Origin of the sequence: Streptomyces sp. TRM68416 (genome assembly GCF_014596915.1) — a bacterium.
In the GTDB taxonomy this organism is placed as follows: Bacteria; Actinomycetota; Actinomycetes; order Streptomycetales; family Streptomycetaceae; genus Streptomyces.
Window position 1 is genome coordinate 236,808 of the sequence record NZ_JACVWU010000005.1, and the last position, 15,323, is coordinate 252,130.

Here is a 15,323-nt window from a genome sequence, read left to right on the forward strand (position 1 = left end):
ACGGGCGTCGGTACTGGCCGGCCCCCGCTCACACCACCCGCGTGGCCCCCGCGAACGGCATCTCGTCGATGGGGGCGATGCGGACCGGGGCCGTCGGGTTCGGGGCGTGGATCATCCGTCCGTTGCCGATGTAGAGGCCCACATGGCTGATGCCGGAGTAGAAGAACACCAGGTCGCCGGGGAGGAGTTCGGAGCGGGAGACGCGGCGGCCGGCGCCGATCTGGGCGTACGTCGTGCGGGGCAGGGAGATGCCCGCGGCGCGGTACGCGGCCTGGGTCAGGCCCGAGCAGTCGAAGGCGTCGGGGCCGGTCGCGCCCCAGACGTAGGGGCTGCCGATCTTCTCGTGGGCGTAGGCGATGGCGGCCTGCGCGCGGGAGTTGGGGGCGGCGGCGGGGGCGGTGGAGGCGCCCTGGGGTGTGAGTTCGTCGCGGACGCCGGTGCGGGTGGCGCGGTCGGTTCCGGTGGGCGTGTCCCCGACGACCTGCGCCCTTTCCTCCGCCGACAGGCGGGACAGGAGTTGGCGGGCCGTGTCCAGCTTGCCGGTGATCGTCTTCTTGTGCTGCTTCAGCTCCGCCTGGCGTGACTTGAGCGAGGTCAGTTCGATGTGCGCGGCGCCGCGCAACTGCTCGATCTCCCGCAGTTGTTCGCGTACGCGGGACACGTCGGCCGCCTGCCGGGTGCTCGCGCGTTCGACGAACTCGGCGCCGTCGAGGTAGGCGTCGGGGTCGTCGGAGAGGGCGAGCCGGAGGGCGGGGTCGAGGCCGCCGTCGCGGTACTGCGCCGCGGCCATCGAACCGAGCGCGTCCCGGGTGGCGTTGAGTTTCTCGGTCTTGCGGGCGGCTTCGTCGCGCAGGGTTCTCAGCCGCCCCTCGGCCGCCTCCGCCTTCTCCTTCGCGCCGTTGTACTTGTCGGTGGCGGCCTCCGCCTCCTGGTACAGCTGGTCCACCTTCGCCTTGACCTGCGCCGGTGTCAGGTTGGGCTCGGCGTGCCCGGTGCCCTCGAAGCCCGCCGCGGTGGCCGCGCCGGCCAGGGCGACCGTCGCGGCGGTACGGGCCGTATGACCGCCGGCCGAGCGTTGTCGGGGCTTGCGGTGTGCTGCCACGTGGACTGCACGTCCTTTCGCACGACTCGTACGACCGCCTTGTCCGCGCGTCCGGCGGCGGCTCGCGCAGGGGGAGCAGGCCGCCGCCGGACCTTCTCGGCGGTGGTGTCCGACTGCCGCCCCTGGCCCGGGCGGCGGTGGGGAGCCGGTCACCTGGTGGAGGACGCTAAACCTGGGTGTGTCCGGTGGGTAACGCCTTGTAGGGAACTGTCGTGAGTGGATCGCGCGTTGACCGCATGTGACCGTGTCGCCGGAGAGCGCTCGTCGGGTTCACGCAGGGCGATGACCGAAGTGGGGATTCCGGGGTTCGTGTGAGTGACGGGGTGCTATGGGGCGCATATATGCAAGATCTGGAGGGGGGCTAGGCTCCGCCCCATGGACGTACTCATCCATCTCTTCGTCGGCCTGCACATCATCGGCATCGCCTCTCTCCTCGGTGGCTTCCTCACCCAGATGAAGGCGATGGGGGAGGGCACCGCCCGTTTCGGGCCGGCGATGCTGCACGGCGCGCTGACGATGCTGGTCACCGGCCTGATCCTGGTCGGCCTCAACCAGGCGGACGATCAGACCGTCAACAACGTCAAGATCGGTGTGAAGCTGGCCCTGCTGGTCGTGATCCTCGGCCTCGTCTACGTGAAGCGGGACGAGGAAAAGGTGGACAAGGGGATGTTCGGGCTGGTGGGGCTGCTCACCACGGCGAACGTCTTCATCGCCGTACTGTGGACCTGAGCCCCTCCCGGCCCAGTGGTTCCAGGGGTGCTCAGGCCGGCCGCACCACGCTGTAGATCGAGCCCTCGCCGTCGTAGTAGATCGACTCCTCGCGGACGTACGTGCCCGGCTTCGGGGCGTGGATCATCATGCCGTTGCCGATGTAGAGGCCGACGTGGCTGATGTCGTCGTAGAAGAAGACGAGGTCGCCGGGCTGGGCCTGGGCGAGGGAGACGGTGGTGCCGGCGTTGACCTGGTCCCAGGTGGTGCGCGGGAGGGTGACGCCGGCGGCCTTCCAGGCGCCCTGGGTGAGGCCGGAGCAGTCGTAGGAGTCGGGGCCGGTGGCGCCCCAGACGTACGGCTTGCCGACCTGGGCGCGGGCGAAGGCGAGGGCCTTCTCGGCCTTGGCGGCGTAGGAGGAGTCGGCGGTGGACGCGGCCCCGGACCCGGACTCGGACGACCCGGCGGTGGAGGTGCCGGCCTCCTGCTCGGCCGCTGCCGCCGCCTCGGCCTCCTGTCGGCGCTGCTCCTCCTCGGCCTGCTGCGCCAGCTCGGCCGCCTTGCGCGCGGCTTCCTCCTGCTCGCGCTTCTCGATCGCCGCCAGGCGGGCCTTCTCCTCCGCCGTCAGCCGGGAGAGCAGTTCGCGCGCGTCGGAGAGCTTCCGCTGGACGGTGGCCTTGGCGGTCTTCAGGTCGCTCTGCGACTCGGACAGCGTCTGGAGGCTCTCGGTGGCCTCCTTGCGCTTCTCCATCGTCTCCGACTGCTGCGTGATGTAGTCGTCGACCGCCGCCTTCTGACGGCCGGTCATCCGGCTCATCAGCTGGGTCCGGTCGAAGTAGTCCTGCGGTGAGTCGGCGAGCAGGAAGGTCGCGGTGTCGGGGGCGGCGGCACCGGTGCGGTACTGGGCGGCGGCGAAGGAACCGAGCTCCTCGCGCGCGTCGTTGAGCTTCTGGGTGCGCTGGGCGACGTCGTCGAGAAGGGCGTCGGCCTTCTTGCGCTGCTTGGTGGTCTTCTCCTTGGCCGCGTTGTACTTCTCGGTCGCCGACCCGGCCTGGCGGTACAGGTCGTCGACCTTCTTCTCGACTTCTTCGAGACTCGGCTTGTCGTCGGCCGAGGGGCTGGCGTCGGCCGTCTGGGAGAGCAGGGCCACGGAGGTGAGGGCGGCCGTGGCGAGGGCGGGGGTGCGTATGCCGGCTACGCGCGTCCCCGCGGGACGCGGCTTGCGGTGCGACGCCAAGGGAGGCGACTCCTTCCATCGTCCGCCTACCGAGTTAGCTGTCGGGTTCGGGCGGGTGGTTCGGAAGGGTTGCCCTACGACCCTTTCCCGGTGAGGGAGTCGGTCGATTCACCCCAAGGTTCGGTTGGGTCCCCGGCTCCGGCTGCGGTTGGGCGCACCGGACTCGGCGGAAGGCCGCGCGGCCCGGCGTCGTTCGCCGGTGGGGGTCGTACGGCCTGCCCGGCACGGTAGCCAACTCGTGTGGCGCCTGTGAAGGTTGGTGGGTGATATGCCCGATACATTTTCGTGACCTTTGGTCAGGGCGTCTCCGAGGGTGGCCAATACGGAATGATCTGCGGCGACTTGTACGTATTTTGCCCGGAATGGCGACGTCCGCCCGTTTCCAGAGGCTAGTTTCCAGCCAGCCACGGTCGGGCGTCGTGGGTGGGAGGGATCGGTCATGAGGAAGCGCAAGTCACTCGTTGTCGCGGTGGGCGTCGCGCTCGCCGCCACCGCGGGCATCGCGCCCGCGACCGCCACGGACACCGAGCCGGTCGTCCGCGTGATCGCCAAGGGGCTCGACAACCCGCGCCAGCTCTCGTACGACAACGGACGGCTCTACGTCGCCGAGGCCGGCCGCGGCGGCAGGAAGTGCATCGGGGAGGGCCCGGAGGGGGAGACCTGCATCGGCCTCACGTCGGCCGTCACCAAGGTCTACTGGGACGGCGGCGCGTGGAAGCACCACAGGGTGGTGCGGGGGCTGCCCTCGGGCGCTGCACCGGACGGCGGCTTCGCGACCGGCGTGGACGGCGTCTCCGCGCTGTGGGGCGAGCTGTGGGCGGTCGAGACCTTCGCGCCGCCCGAGGCCGGGGTGCCCACCACCCCGCCGTGGAACAAACTCGGCAAGCTGCTGCGCGTCGACCGCGGCAAGGCGAAGATCGCCGCGGACATCTCCGCCGTAGAGCTCAAGCACAACCCGCACAAGGCGAGCGTGGGGTCCAACCCGTACGCCGTCCTCGCCCTCCCCGACGGCCGCAAGATCGTCGCCGACGCGGCCGGCAACGACCTCGTGGTCGTCTCGAAGCACGGCAAGGCGCGCCCCTTCACCGTCCTCCCCGACCACGACAGGCGCGAGTCCGTCCCGACCTCGCTCGCCCTCGGCCCGGACGGCAACCTCTACGTCGGCGAGCTCAACGGCATCACCGACAAGCCCACCGCGCGCGTGTGGAAGATCGACCCCCGCACGGGCAGGATCCTCGGCTGGAGGTCCGGCTTCGGGCCGATCAGCGGCCTCGCCTTCAACAGCGGCGGCGACCTCTACGTCAGCCAGCTCTTCCGGGGCGTCGTGACGAAGGTCTCGGGCGGCAAGCGTACGAACGTGAAGGTGCCCTTCCCGGCGGGCCTGGCCGTAGACCCTCACGACGGCAAGGTGTACGTCTCCGCCTGGTCGGTCGCGGACCGTGACGGGACGGTGCTGGAGGGGAAGAGGACGCCCGGTGGCCAGATCTGGAAGATCATCGGCTTCTGAGGACCTCCGGGACCAGCAAGATCCCGGCCTCTGAACCGGGTGATGTTCTCGGGGCGGCGGCGGGCTGTCAGTGGGGCGCCCTAGACTCGGAGAGCGATGAGCAGCCTCTTTGACGACAGCTTCCTGGCGGACCTCCAGACCCCCCGCGGGCACGAGGAGGAGCCTCCGCCGCCGCCCGAGGACGAGCACGCTCCGGAGCCCGTTCCGGACGATCTGTTCGGCGGGAAGTTCGACGTGCCCCCGGACCGGGACACCCACTACCGCGACGGCGCCCCGCGCCCGGCGCTCGACGCCGCCGCGCTGCTGGAGGGGCTCAACGAGAACCAGCGCGCCGCCGTCGTCCACGCCGGCTCCCCGCTGCTCATCGTGGCCGGCGCCGGATCCGGCAAGACCCGGGTGCTGACCCACCGCATCGCCCACCTGCTGGCCGAGCGGAACGTCCACCCGGGGCAGATCCTCGCGATCACCTTCACCAACAAGGCCGCCGGCGAGATGAAGGAGCGCGTCGAGCAGCTCGTCGGCCCGCGCGCGAACGCGATGTGGGTGATGACCTTCCACAGCGCGTGCGTGCGGATCCTGCGCAGGGAGTCCAAGAAGCTCGGCTTCACCTCCTCCTTCTCGATCTACGACGCCGCCGACTCCAAGCGGCTCATGGCACTCGTCTGCCGCGATCTCGACCTCGACCCCAAGCGGTTCCCGCCCAAGTCCTTCAGCGCCAAGATCTCGAACCTGAAGAACGAGCTGATCGACGAGGAGGACTTCGCGGCCCAGGCCTCCGACGGCTTCGAGAAGACCCTCGCCCAGGCGTACGCGATGTACCAGTCCCGGCTGCGCGAGGCGAACGCCCTCGACTTCGACGACCTGATCATGACGACGGTCAACCTGCTGCGCGCCTTCCCGGACGTCGCCGAGCACTACCGCCGCCGCTTCCGGCACGTCCTCGTGGACGAGTACCAGGACACCAACCACGCCCAGTACGCCCTGGTCAGGGAGCTGGTCGGGACGTCGGAGCACCCGGTCGACGTACCGCCGAACGAGTACGACGTGCCGCCCGCCGAGCTGTGCGTCGTGGGTGACGCCGACCAGTCGATCTACGCCTTCCGCGGCGCCACCATCCGCAACATCCTCCAGTTCGAGGAGGACTACCCGGACGCGACGACGATCCTGCTGGAGCAGAACTACCGCTCCACGCAGACCATCCTGAGCGCCGCCAACGCCGTCATCGAGCGCAACGAGTCCCGCCGCCCCAAGAACCTGTGGACCAACGCGGGCGCGGGCGCGCGCATCACCGGCTACGTCGCCGACACCGAGCACGACGAGGCCCAGTTCGTCGCCGACGAGATAGACCGACTGACGGACGCGGGCGAGGCGAAGGCCGGCGACGTCGCCGTCTTCTACCGCACCAACGCCCAGTCCCGCGTCTTCGAGGAAGTCTTCATCCGCGTCGGCCTGCCCTACAAGGTCGTCGGCGGCGTCCGCTTCTACGAGCGCAAGGAGGTCCGGGACGTCCTGGCCTACCTGCGGGTGCTGGCCAACCCGGAGGACTCGGTCCCGCTGCGCCGGATCCTCAACGTCCCCAAGCGCGGCATCGGCGAGCGCGCCGAGGCGATGATCGACGCCCTCTCCCAGCGGGAGAGGATCAGCTTCCCCCAGGCGCTCAAGCGCGTCGACGAGGCGTACGGCATGGCCGCGCGGTCGACGAACGCCGTGAAGCGGTTCAACGCGCTGATGGAGGAGCTCCGTACGGTCGTCGAGTCCGGCGCCGGTCCGGCGACGGTCCTGGAGGCGGTCCTCGAACGCACCGGCTACCTCGCCGAGTTGCAGGCCTCGACCGACCCGCAGGACGAGACCCGTATCGAGAACCTCCAGGAACTCGCCGCCGTGGCCTTGGAGTTCGAGCAGGAGTCGGGGGAAACCCCGGCCGGGCTCGCCGACTTCCTGGAGCGGGTCGCGCTCGTCGCCGACTCCGACCAGATCCCCGACGAGGACGAGGACGGCTCCGGCGTCATCACCCTGATGACCCTGCACACCGCCAAGGGCCTGGAGTTCCCGGTCGTCTTCCTGACCGGCATGGAGGACGGCGTCTTCCCGCACATGCGCGCCCTCGGCCAGACCAAGGAGCTGGAGGAGGAGCGCCGCCTGGCCTACGTCGGCATCACGCGCGCGCGGGAACGGCTGTATCTGACGCGGTCGTCGCTGCGCAGCGCGTGGGGGCAGCCGTCGTACAACCCGCCCTCCCGCTTCCTGGAGGAGATCCCGGGACAGCACGTGGACTGGAAGCGCACGGGGGCGACCGCGCCCGCGTCCGCCGGGCCCGTCTCGGGGGTGGCGGCCTCGCTGTCGTCCTCCCGCTCGCGTTCCTCGGCCTCCGGCGCGTCCGGCTTCGCCACCCGGCGGACGTCCGAGAAGCCGGTGGTCTCACTGGCGGTGGGCGACCGGGTCACGCACGACCAGTTCGGGCTCGGCACGGTCATGGCGGTCAAGGGCACGGGGGCGAACGCCGAGGCGACGATCGACTTCGGCGACACCAAGCCCAAGCGGCTGCTGCTGCGGTACGCGCCGGTCGAGAAGCTGTAGCCCCTCGGCCCCGCGGTCCGGGCCCCGGCCCACGGCTCACGACTTCGGCCGCGGACCGGACCTACGACGGTTCCAGTCCGTGGCTGCGCAGCCAGGCCAGCGGATCGATGGCCGACCCTCCGCCGGGCCGCACCTCGAAGTGCAGGTGCGGGCCGGTGGAGTTGCCGGAGTTGCCGGAGTACGCGATCGGGTCGCCGGCCTTCACGGTCGTGCCGGAGGGGACGCGGTAGCTGGAGAGGTGGCAGTACCACGTCTCCGTGCCGTCCATCGCGGTCACGATCATCATGTTGCCGTAGGCGCTGTTCCACTGCGTGCGGACGGTGCCGTCGGTCGCGGCCATCACCGTCGTGCCGTAGGAGACGGGGAAGTCGATGCCGGTGTGCACGGACATCCAGTTGATGCCGGCCTGGCCGTAGTAGGCGCTGAGGCCGTGCTGGGCGACCGGGAGCGCGAACTTCGGGCGCAGCCGCTCCTTGCGGGCCGCTTCCTCGGCCGCCTTCTTCCGCTCGGCCTCCTGCTGGGCCTTGAGGTCGAGGCGCTCCTGCGTACGGCTGACCCGGTCGCCGAAGTCCGCGGCGCCGGCCGAGAGGCTCTCCAGCTGGGTGTTCAGCTTGTTGTTCGCCGCCGACGGCTGCACGGCCTTGGCGTCGGACGCGGTCGTCGAGGTGTTGTCCTGGTCGTCGGTCAGGGTACTGACGGAGGCCGCGGCGATCCCCGCGACACCCATCACGCACGCCGACGGCACGGCGACGGTCAGCAGCGCGGAGCGCTTGGCGGGGGTACGGCGACGGGAGCGGCCGGCGTTGCGGGCCGCCACGCGCGAGCCCGGCGCCGGGGCGTCCTCCTGGCCGTCGAGGACCGGGGCCACGGCGGGCAGTTCGCCGGTGCCGGTCAACTCGTCCTCGTCAGCGGCGGATTCGCCGTAGGCGGTCTCGTCGTACGCGGACTCGCCATACGCGGTCTCGTCGTACGACGACTCGTCGTACGCGACTTGCTCGAAGGTCGCCGTGGCCTGCTGGTCGAACGATTCGGCCGACGGCTGCTCGTAGTCGCCGGTCCCGGTGGCGGTGCTGTCGGCGGCGTTCCACTGGGTGGCGTCGTAGGCGCCGGTGTCGAAGGACTGCGTGCCCCATTCCCACTGCTGGGTCCGGTCGGCGGGGGTGCCGGACTGCTCCGGCTGGAGCCACGTGCCCGCATCCGTCCCCCAGGCCGGGGAGCCCCAGCCCGAGGCGTCGGGGCCGGTGGCCTGCTGGGGAACCGCGGACAGTTGCTGGTAGTCGGCCGTCCAGGCCGTCGTGTCGTAGGCGCCGGTGTCGTACGAGGCGTGGTGCTGGGCCGCGTACGCGTCGTAGTTCAGCGTCTGATGGCTGCCCGTGGCCCCGTGCCCGGAGTCGTACGAGCCCGTGCCCTCGCCCGGCATGCAGCCGAAGAGCGGGTCGGTGTCGAAGGTGCCGACGGGCTGCTGAAAACCGGTGGTGTCGTAGGCGCCGTACGTGGTGAAGTCGCCGTACTGGGCTTCCTCGGTGCCGTACGACGCGTAGTGCGCCGAGGCGGCGTCGGAAGCCGGAGCCGGGGTGGTCATGGTCCCCGACGGGTGACGGTCGTTCACCAACTTCTCTTTCGCCTCGACAACAGGGGCTGCCAGAGCAGTGCGGTGACTGTACCCGGCGGTACGAGGGCGCGACAATCTTCGGCAGGTTTCGCGCCCGCAGGAAACGGGCATTCGGCCGTGTTTCGGAGGACTGCGGGCGCGACTTTGGCTTTGTGTTCGAAGAGTGTTCGATCCCTGTCGCCTGTTCGGCTGCTGTCCGCAGGCTGTGGAAGAGGGCGTGGAGCCGTTTCTACGCCACTGTCAGGCCGCCGGCGTGGGCGGCGGCTTCTGCTCCTGTCCGTTCGGCGTCCAGGGACTGCCGTATCCCGGTGGCCACGGCCGGGTGCACCGGCAGGGCGAGATGCCCGACGCCGGTCACCCGCACGTTCTGCGCCATCAGGTCGGGATGGTCGATGCAGGCGGTCTCCAGCGGATCCATGATGTGGTCGAGGTCGCTCCAGAAGCTGACGAAGTGCGTCCGGCAGCCGGGGGCGGGCATGGCCAGCTCCTCCAGCACCGCCGAGCCGGGGCGCATCTGCCGCACGATGGGGTGCGCGTTGGCCAGCGGCACCACCCGGGTGCCGGAGTGCGGTGTGCCGAGGGTGACCAGGGTCCGCACCCGGACGTCGCCGCCGAGCCGCTGCACGTAGTAGCGGGCGATGAGCCCGCCGAGGCTGTGGCCCACGACATCGACGTGCGCGCTGCCCGTGCGCTCGCAGATCTCCTCGATGTGCCGGCCGAGCAGCTCGGCCGCCGTGCGGATGTCGCAGGTCAGGGGTGAGTAGTTGAGCGACTCGACCTGCTGCCTGCCGTGCTGGGCGAGGCTGCGGCGCAGCAGGACGAACACCGAGCGGTTGTCTATGAAGCCGTGCAGCAGGACGACCGGAGGCTTGGCCTCCGTCGGCAGCCGGGTGGTGTCCGGCGAGTCCGGCGCGGGCAGTGGCGGAGCGGTCCTGCGCTCCTGGGCGATTCCGGAGGGATAGAGGAGGAGGTGTCCGGCGAGGATCGCGATCTCCAGGGCGGTCGCCTTCAGAAGCGCCAGGGAGAGTCCCGCCAGCCTGCTCGGCAGGAGCCGCTGGCAGAGCGGAAGAAGGGGCAGTACTGCCTTGGTGACCTTCATGGCCGACCTCCTGTCGGCACACAGGAGGACGCCTCTGTCCCCCGTGTGCCCTCGTGGGAAGACGCGACGAGGGCGGCCGACGGTACACGAGCGGGCAGCGCGGGGTGAGTGCGGCGTGTGGCGTGTGTGACGCCGATGACGTGCCGAGGCTCCCTGCCGGTCTGGCGACGAGGCTCCCCGCTGTCGTGCCTTACCTGCCCTACGTGCTGTTCGTGCCCTCGCCGACGCGCCGCTCCACCACGGCGCGCGATCGGCGGCGCGGTCGTGCGGCGACCTCGTTGCGGCTCCCGTTGCGCGTGTCCCGGCCGTGGCAGGCGTGCCGCGGATGGCTGCGGCCCGTATGCCGCAGAGATTCGGAACGGTGCGCGGCGAACGTGTCCCACCGTGTGATTTCCCCCTCGCTCTCCACCGCGAAACTGCCGGTTGCGGGATGCTGGCGATAACGTTCGTTCACTTCCCCGGGCGGTGTGGCACGGGGCGTCCGTGCCACGGCGTGTGCGGCGTGTACGGCGCGAGTGAGATGTGCGGTACTTGTCGGTACGGATGGATGTATTCGCTTCATGGAGGCAGTGATGGGTGTGGCAGCCGGTCCGATCCGCGTGGTGGTGGCCAAGCCGGGGCTCGACGGCCACGATCGGGGTGCGAAGGTGATCGCGCGGGCGCTGCGCGACGCCGGTATGGAGGTCATCTACACCGGGCTCCACCAGACCCCCGAGCAGATCGTCGACACCGCGATCCAGGAGGACGCCGACGCGATCGGGCTGTCCATCCTCTCCGGCGCCCACAACACGCTCTTCGCCGCGGTGATCGACCTGCTCAAGCAGCGGGACGCGGAGGACATCCTGGTCTTCGGCGGCGGGATCATCCCCGAGGCGGACATCGCTCCGCTGAAGGAGAAGGGCGTCGCGGAGATCTTCACGCCCGGGGCCACGACCCAGTCGATCGTGGACTGGGTGCGGGGCAACGTGCGTCAGCCGAGCGTCTCCGGGGGCTGAGCTGTTCTCCCGGCGCGGGTGGTCCGGGGTTGCCGGCCCGGAGGGCTGCGCCCCCAGACCACCCTCGGCCTGAACGGCCTCGTCCTCAAACGCCGGACGGGCTACTCGTCGCCGACCTGTGCTGACAGCTCCTCGATCATCGAAGCCCGCAGGCGCAACGTCGTGACCAGGCGCTGGAACGCCTCCGCCCAGTACCCCCCGGCCCCCGGCGCGCCGTCCTCCGGTTCGTCCGGCACGGCCAGCAGGCCGTCGAGGCGGTGTGCCTCGGCCGGGTCCAGGCAGCGTTCGGCCAGGCCCATCACTCCGCTGAAGCTCCATGGGTAACTCCCCGCGTCCCGTGCGATGTTGAGCGCGTCGACGACAGCCCGGCCGAGCGGCGCGGCCCACGGCACGGCGCACACGCCCAGGAGCTGGAAGGCCTCGGACAGGCCGTGCGCCGCGATGAAACCGGCCACCCAGTCGGCCCGTTCGGCGGCGTCCAGCGTGCCGAGCAGCTTGGCGCGCTCGGCCAGGGACACCGCACCCGGCCCGCCCGCCTCGGGCGCCGACGGCGTCCCCAGCAGCGCGCGTGACCAGACGGCGTCCCGCTGACGCACGGCCGCCCGGCACCAGGCGGCGTGCAGCTCGGCCTGCCAGTCGTCCGCCACCGGCAGGGCCACGATCTCGGCGGCCGTCCGGCCGCCGAGCCGCTCCGGCCAGGTGCCCAGCGGCGCCGCCTCCACCAACTGTCCCAGCCACCACGACCGTTCCCCGCGTCCCGCCGGAGCCTTGGGTACGACACCGTCGCGCTCCATACTCGGGTCACACTCGTGCGGTGCCTCGACCGTGATCGTGGGTGTGTCCGCCGTGCGGTCGACGGCCACGCACGCCGCGGCCCTGACCGCCATCCGCGCGGCGAGGGCCGAGCCGGGCAGCGCGGACAGCAACTCCGCCGCCGTGGCCCGCACATTGCGGCTGCGGTCGGCCAGCGCCTGCTCCAGGAACGGCTCGTCCGCCGGGCTCAGCCCCGTGCGCAGCGAGTCGAGGAACATCAGACGGTCCTCGGCCCGCTCCGTCGCCCATGTGCTCGTGAGCAGCTCGCGCGCGGCGGCGGGCTCGCGGGCCCGTATCGCGGCCAGCAGCGCTACCCGTTCGGCGAACAGGCCCTCCTGCCACAGCCCTTGGATCTTCTCCGTCTCCTCCGGGCGGGGCAGCGAGGTGCCGCCGCCCGGCGTCGCGCGCAGGGCGAACCGCCAGTCCGGGTTCAGCCGCGCGAGCCACACCGCGCGCGGGCCCGCGAATCTCAGCACGGCCGGCCGCAGATCCGTCCGCCCCCGTGCCGCGTCCAGCAGCGCGGGGAGCATGTGCGGGGGCGCCGCGTACCCGCGCGTGTTCGCCGTCGCGAGCCACTGCGGCAGCAGCTCCATGAGGTCCGGCGCCGTGCCTCTGCGCCCGCTGCCCGCCGCTCCCGCACGGTCGGCCAGCAGTTGCGCGAGCCTGCGGACGGCCGCGGCGGGTGGCACCGGCCGCGGATCCTCGGGTGCCGGCTCGGGGCGGGGTGCCGCCTGCGCAGGCCGCAGCCCGGCTCGCCGCCGTACGGTCTCCAGCGCGGCCGCGTCCAGCAGCGCCACCGGTGCCTCCCGGTCCGGTCCGGCGCCCGGCGGGGTGCGCCGGTCGGTGCCGAGCAGCGCGGTGGTGACGAGCTCCTCCCAGGCGCCCTGCGCGGACGGGGCCGCGGAGTTCCTGCTCATGAGGTTCCCTTCCGTGGGGTGCCGAGGAGTGGTTGAACGCTCATCCGTGTCGGGTGTCCCTTGATGCGGGACACATGCGCGGGGGAGGCGAGGCCCGTGGGAGCCGCTGTCGCCGCCATGGACAGAGGGCTCAGCACAGCGGCACCCCCTCGCCCGCTCCCCGCGGCCAGGCCGTCAGCGGGGTGAAGCCGCGGTGCCCGCACTCGCCGAAGACCTTGACGGGCGCGCCGCCGGACAGGGCGACCAGACGCCACAGGCCCGGTCGGGCCAGGGCGGCGGGCGTGAGCGGCAGGGCCGTGTCCGCGTCGGCGTCCGCCAACTGCCAGCCGTCACCGTCGGGGGCCGGTATCACCCCGTCCAGGGTCACCGGCACCGACTCCAGCCAGGGATCGTCCCGCAGCGCCTCGCCGTAGCGTGCCGCCGCCCGAGCCGTCGTCACCCCCGGCGGACGCGTCGAGCCCGGTACGGGCGCGCCGAACCGCTCGCCCAGCGACACCCGCTGCTGCCCGCCTCCCGGATGGGCGGACACCTCCGCGTCCAGCACCAGCCCCACCGGCAGCGCCAGCTCCGGCGCACGGCCTGCGGCCCCATAGGAAAGGAGCAGCGCGGTACGGTCCGAACCGGTGCCGTACAGCCAGATCCTGCGGGTCGTCAGACGGGCGTCCGCCGTGTCGTACTGGGCGAGGACCAGCCAGCGGTCGCGGATCGCCGGGCCGTCCGCGGCGGTGGGCAGGCCGATCCGGGACCGGACCGTCGCCGCCAGTTCCTCCGGCAGCCGCTCGCGGCGCAGCCAGCCCTGGTCGAGAAGGTGCAGCAGCGCGCACTCCTCCAGCAGCCGCACCGGCCAGTCGGGCCCGGACGACGGGATGGCCCCCAACTCCCGCACCCGCGCCGCCAGTCCCGACGCCTGCGCGTCGACCATGCGGGCCGCCGTCTCCTCCCACAGCCCGTACCCCGCCTGCTCCGCGCCCGCCAGCCCGCCGCGCAGCAGGTCCGCCAGCCGCTGCTCCAGCTCCGTCGCCCCCGCCGTGACCAGCCCGGCCCGGCGCTCCGCCCGGCGCCGCGCCGCCTCCGGATCACGCGGACCGGATCCCGGCCCGGACGCGCCCGCCGCCGTCCGCTTCTCCTGCGCCCGCTTCCTTCTCCCCGCCAGCCACTGCTCCGCCCAGTCCGGCGCCTCCTGCCCCGGCGGCACCGCTCCGTCCCCGCCCGCCCAGAGCAGCAGCAGCCCGAGCGCGTGCTTGCACGGGAACTTCCGGCTCGGACAACTGCACTTGTACGCGGGACCGGCCGCGTCCGCGATGTCGACGACCGTCTGATACGGCTTGCTGCCACTGCCCTTGCACAGCCCCCACACCGTCCCCTCGTCGCTGCTCCCCGCCTCGGACCACGGCCCGGCCGCACCGAGTTTGCTGCCCGCTTTGCGTGACGCGGCGTCAGGCGCCAGTGCCAGCACCTGGTCCGCGCTCCAGCGCACCCCCTGCTGAGTCATGACATCGAAGGTAGATCCCACCACTGACAATCGCCCCGGCGAGCGCGTTTTCACAGGTCAGAGCCGATTGTCAGTGGCGTGGTGCACGGTTGTCAGCAGAGACCGACCGGCCCGACCGGAGGGGGACTTTGCCATGTCTGTGTCCGTAGAACCGACGTCCGTGCAGATGCCGGAGCAGGAGCCGGCCGAGGCGTTGCGACCGCACGCCGAGGACGCCTTCGCCCATGAACTCGCCGCGCTGGCCGCGCAGGACGACCGCCCGCGCCCGGCCCGCTGGAAGCTGTCGCCGTGGGCCGTCGCGACCTACCTGCTCGGCGGCACACTGCCGGACGGCACGGTCATCACCCCGAAGTACGTGGGCCCGCGCCGCCTCGTCGAGGTCGCCGTCACCACGCTCGCCACCGACCGCGCCCTGCTCCTGCTCGGCGTGCCCGGCACGGCCAAGACCTGGGTGTCCGAACACCTGGCAGCGGCCGTCAGCGGCGACTCCACCCTGCTGGTCCAGGGCACCGCCGGCACCCCGGAGGAGGCCATCCGCTACGGCTGGAACTACGCGCAGCTGCTCGCGCACGGCCCGAGCCGCGACGCCCTCGTGCCGAGCCCCGTCATGCGGGCCATGGCCGAGGGCATGACGGCGCGGGTGGAGGAGCTGACCCGTATCCCCGCCGACGTACAGGACACGCTCATCACGATCCTGTCGGAGAAGACACTGCCGATACCGGAACTGGGCCAGGAGGTGCAGGCCATCCGCGGCTTCAACCTGATCGCCACGGCCAACGACCGCGACCGCGGCGTCAACGACCTGTCCAGCGCACTGCGCCGCCGCTTCAACACGGTCGTGCTGCCGCTGCCGGAGAGCGTCGACGCCGAGGTCGACATCGTCTCCCGGCGCGTCGACCAGATCGGCCGCTCCCTCGACCTGCCGGCCGCGCCCGACGGCATCGACGAGATCCGCCGGGTCGTCACCGTCTTCCGCGAACTGCGCGACGGAATCACCTCCGACGGTCGCACGAAGCTGAAGTCGCCGAGCGGCACGCTCTCCACGGCGGAGGCCATCTCCGTCGTCACCAACGGACTCGCCCTCGCCGCCCACTTCGGCGACGGAGTGCTGCGGCCGGGCGACGTCGCCGCGGGCATCCTCGGCGCCGTGGTCCGCGACCCGGCGGCCGACCGGGTCGTCTGGCAGGAGTACCTGGAGGCGGTCGTCCGCGAGCGCGACGGCTGGAAGGACTTCTACCGCGCCTGCCGGGAGGTGAGCGTGTGA

At 71.8% G+C, this 15,323-nt stretch carries 11 protein-coding genes and 1 riboswitch; of the genes, 5 read left to right on the forward strand and 6 right to left on the reverse strand.

The annotated features are described in order from the left end of the window. Window positions 1-28: 28 nt before the first annotated feature. Window positions 29-1,102, reverse strand: a complete 1,074-nt coding sequence (locus ICC28_RS10860) for a C40 family peptidase (protein WP_188288250.1) — start codon at window positions 1,100-1,102, stop codon at window positions 29-31. 375 nt (window positions 1,103-1,477) lie between these two features. Between ICC28_RS10860 and ICC28_RS10865 the strand changes: the two genes are divergently transcribed. Next, entirely contained in the window at window positions 1,478-1,831 is a 354-nt protein-coding gene (locus tag ICC28_RS10865) for a hypothetical protein (RefSeq protein WP_188288251.1), read from the forward strand. Window positions 1,832-1,862: 31 nt separating this feature from the next. Here the strand turns inward: ICC28_RS10865 and ICC28_RS10870 are convergent, their stop codons facing one another. Then, a complete protein-coding gene (locus ICC28_RS10870) occupies window positions 1,863-3,047 on the reverse strand; it encodes a C40 family peptidase (protein ID WP_188288252.1) in 1,185 nt (394 codons plus the stop codon). A 7-nt stretch (window positions 3,048-3,054) separates the two neighbouring features. Next, window positions 3,055-3,212: riboswitch (cyclic di-AMP (ydaO/yuaA leader) on the reverse strand. Between the two features lie 274 nt (window positions 3,213-3,486). Between ICC28_RS10870 and ICC28_RS10875 the strand changes: the two genes are divergently transcribed. Continuing rightward, window positions 3,487-4,554, forward strand: a complete 1,068-nt coding sequence (locus tag ICC28_RS10875; RefSeq protein ID WP_188288253.1) for a ScyD/ScyE family protein — start codon at window positions 3,487-3,489, stop codon at window positions 4,552-4,554. Between the two features lie 96 nt (window positions 4,555-4,650). Continuing rightward, complete coding sequence (gene pcrA / locus ICC28_RS10880) at window positions 4,651-7,131, forward strand: DNA helicase PcrA (RefSeq protein WP_188288254.1); 2,481 nt, start codon at window positions 4,651-4,653, stop codon at window positions 7,129-7,131. A 61-nt stretch (window positions 7,132-7,192) separates the two neighbouring features. On the opposite strand, the gene ICC28_RS10885 is transcribed toward pcrA, so the two are convergent. Further along, on the reverse strand, window positions 7,193-8,854 hold the full coding sequence (locus ICC28_RS10885; protein ID WP_188288255.1) for a M23 family metallopeptidase: 1,662 nt from the start codon (window positions 8,852-8,854) through the stop codon (window positions 7,193-7,195). 118 nt (window positions 8,855-8,972) lie between these two features. Beyond that, window positions 8,973-9,842, reverse strand: coding sequence for an esterase/lipase family protein (locus tag ICC28_RS10890; RefSeq protein WP_188288256.1), 870 nt, complete (start codon window positions 9,840-9,842; stop codon window positions 8,973-8,975). A 572-nt stretch (window positions 9,843-10,414) separates the two neighbouring features. Here ICC28_RS10890 and ICC28_RS10895 point away from each other — a divergent pair. Continuing rightward, a complete protein-coding gene (locus ICC28_RS10895; RefSeq protein ID WP_188288257.1) occupies window positions 10,415-10,837 on the forward strand; it encodes a cobalamin B12-binding domain-containing protein in 423 nt (140 codons plus the stop codon). Between the two features lie 101 nt (window positions 10,838-10,938). On the opposite strand, the gene ICC28_RS10900 is transcribed toward ICC28_RS10895, so the two are convergent. Both ICC28_RS10900 and ICC28_RS10905 read right to left on the reverse strand, forming a co-directional pair. Next, window positions 10,939-12,567: a DUF5691 domain-containing protein gene (locus ICC28_RS10900; RefSeq protein ID WP_188288258.1), complete on the reverse strand. Its 1,629-nt coding sequence runs from the start codon at window positions 12,565-12,567 to the stop codon at window positions 10,939-10,941. A gap of 130 nt (window positions 12,568-12,697) precedes the next feature. Further along, entirely contained in the window at window positions 12,698-14,059 is a 1,362-nt protein-coding gene (locus tag ICC28_RS10905; RefSeq protein ID WP_188288259.1) for an SWIM zinc finger family protein, read from the reverse strand. A gap of 133 nt (window positions 14,060-14,192) precedes the next feature. On the opposite strand from ICC28_RS10905, the gene ICC28_RS10910 reads away from it, so the two are divergent. Further along, window positions 14,193-15,323, forward strand: coding sequence for an ATP-binding protein (locus ICC28_RS10910; RefSeq protein ID WP_188288260.1), 1,131 nt, complete (start codon window positions 14,193-14,195; stop codon window positions 15,321-15,323).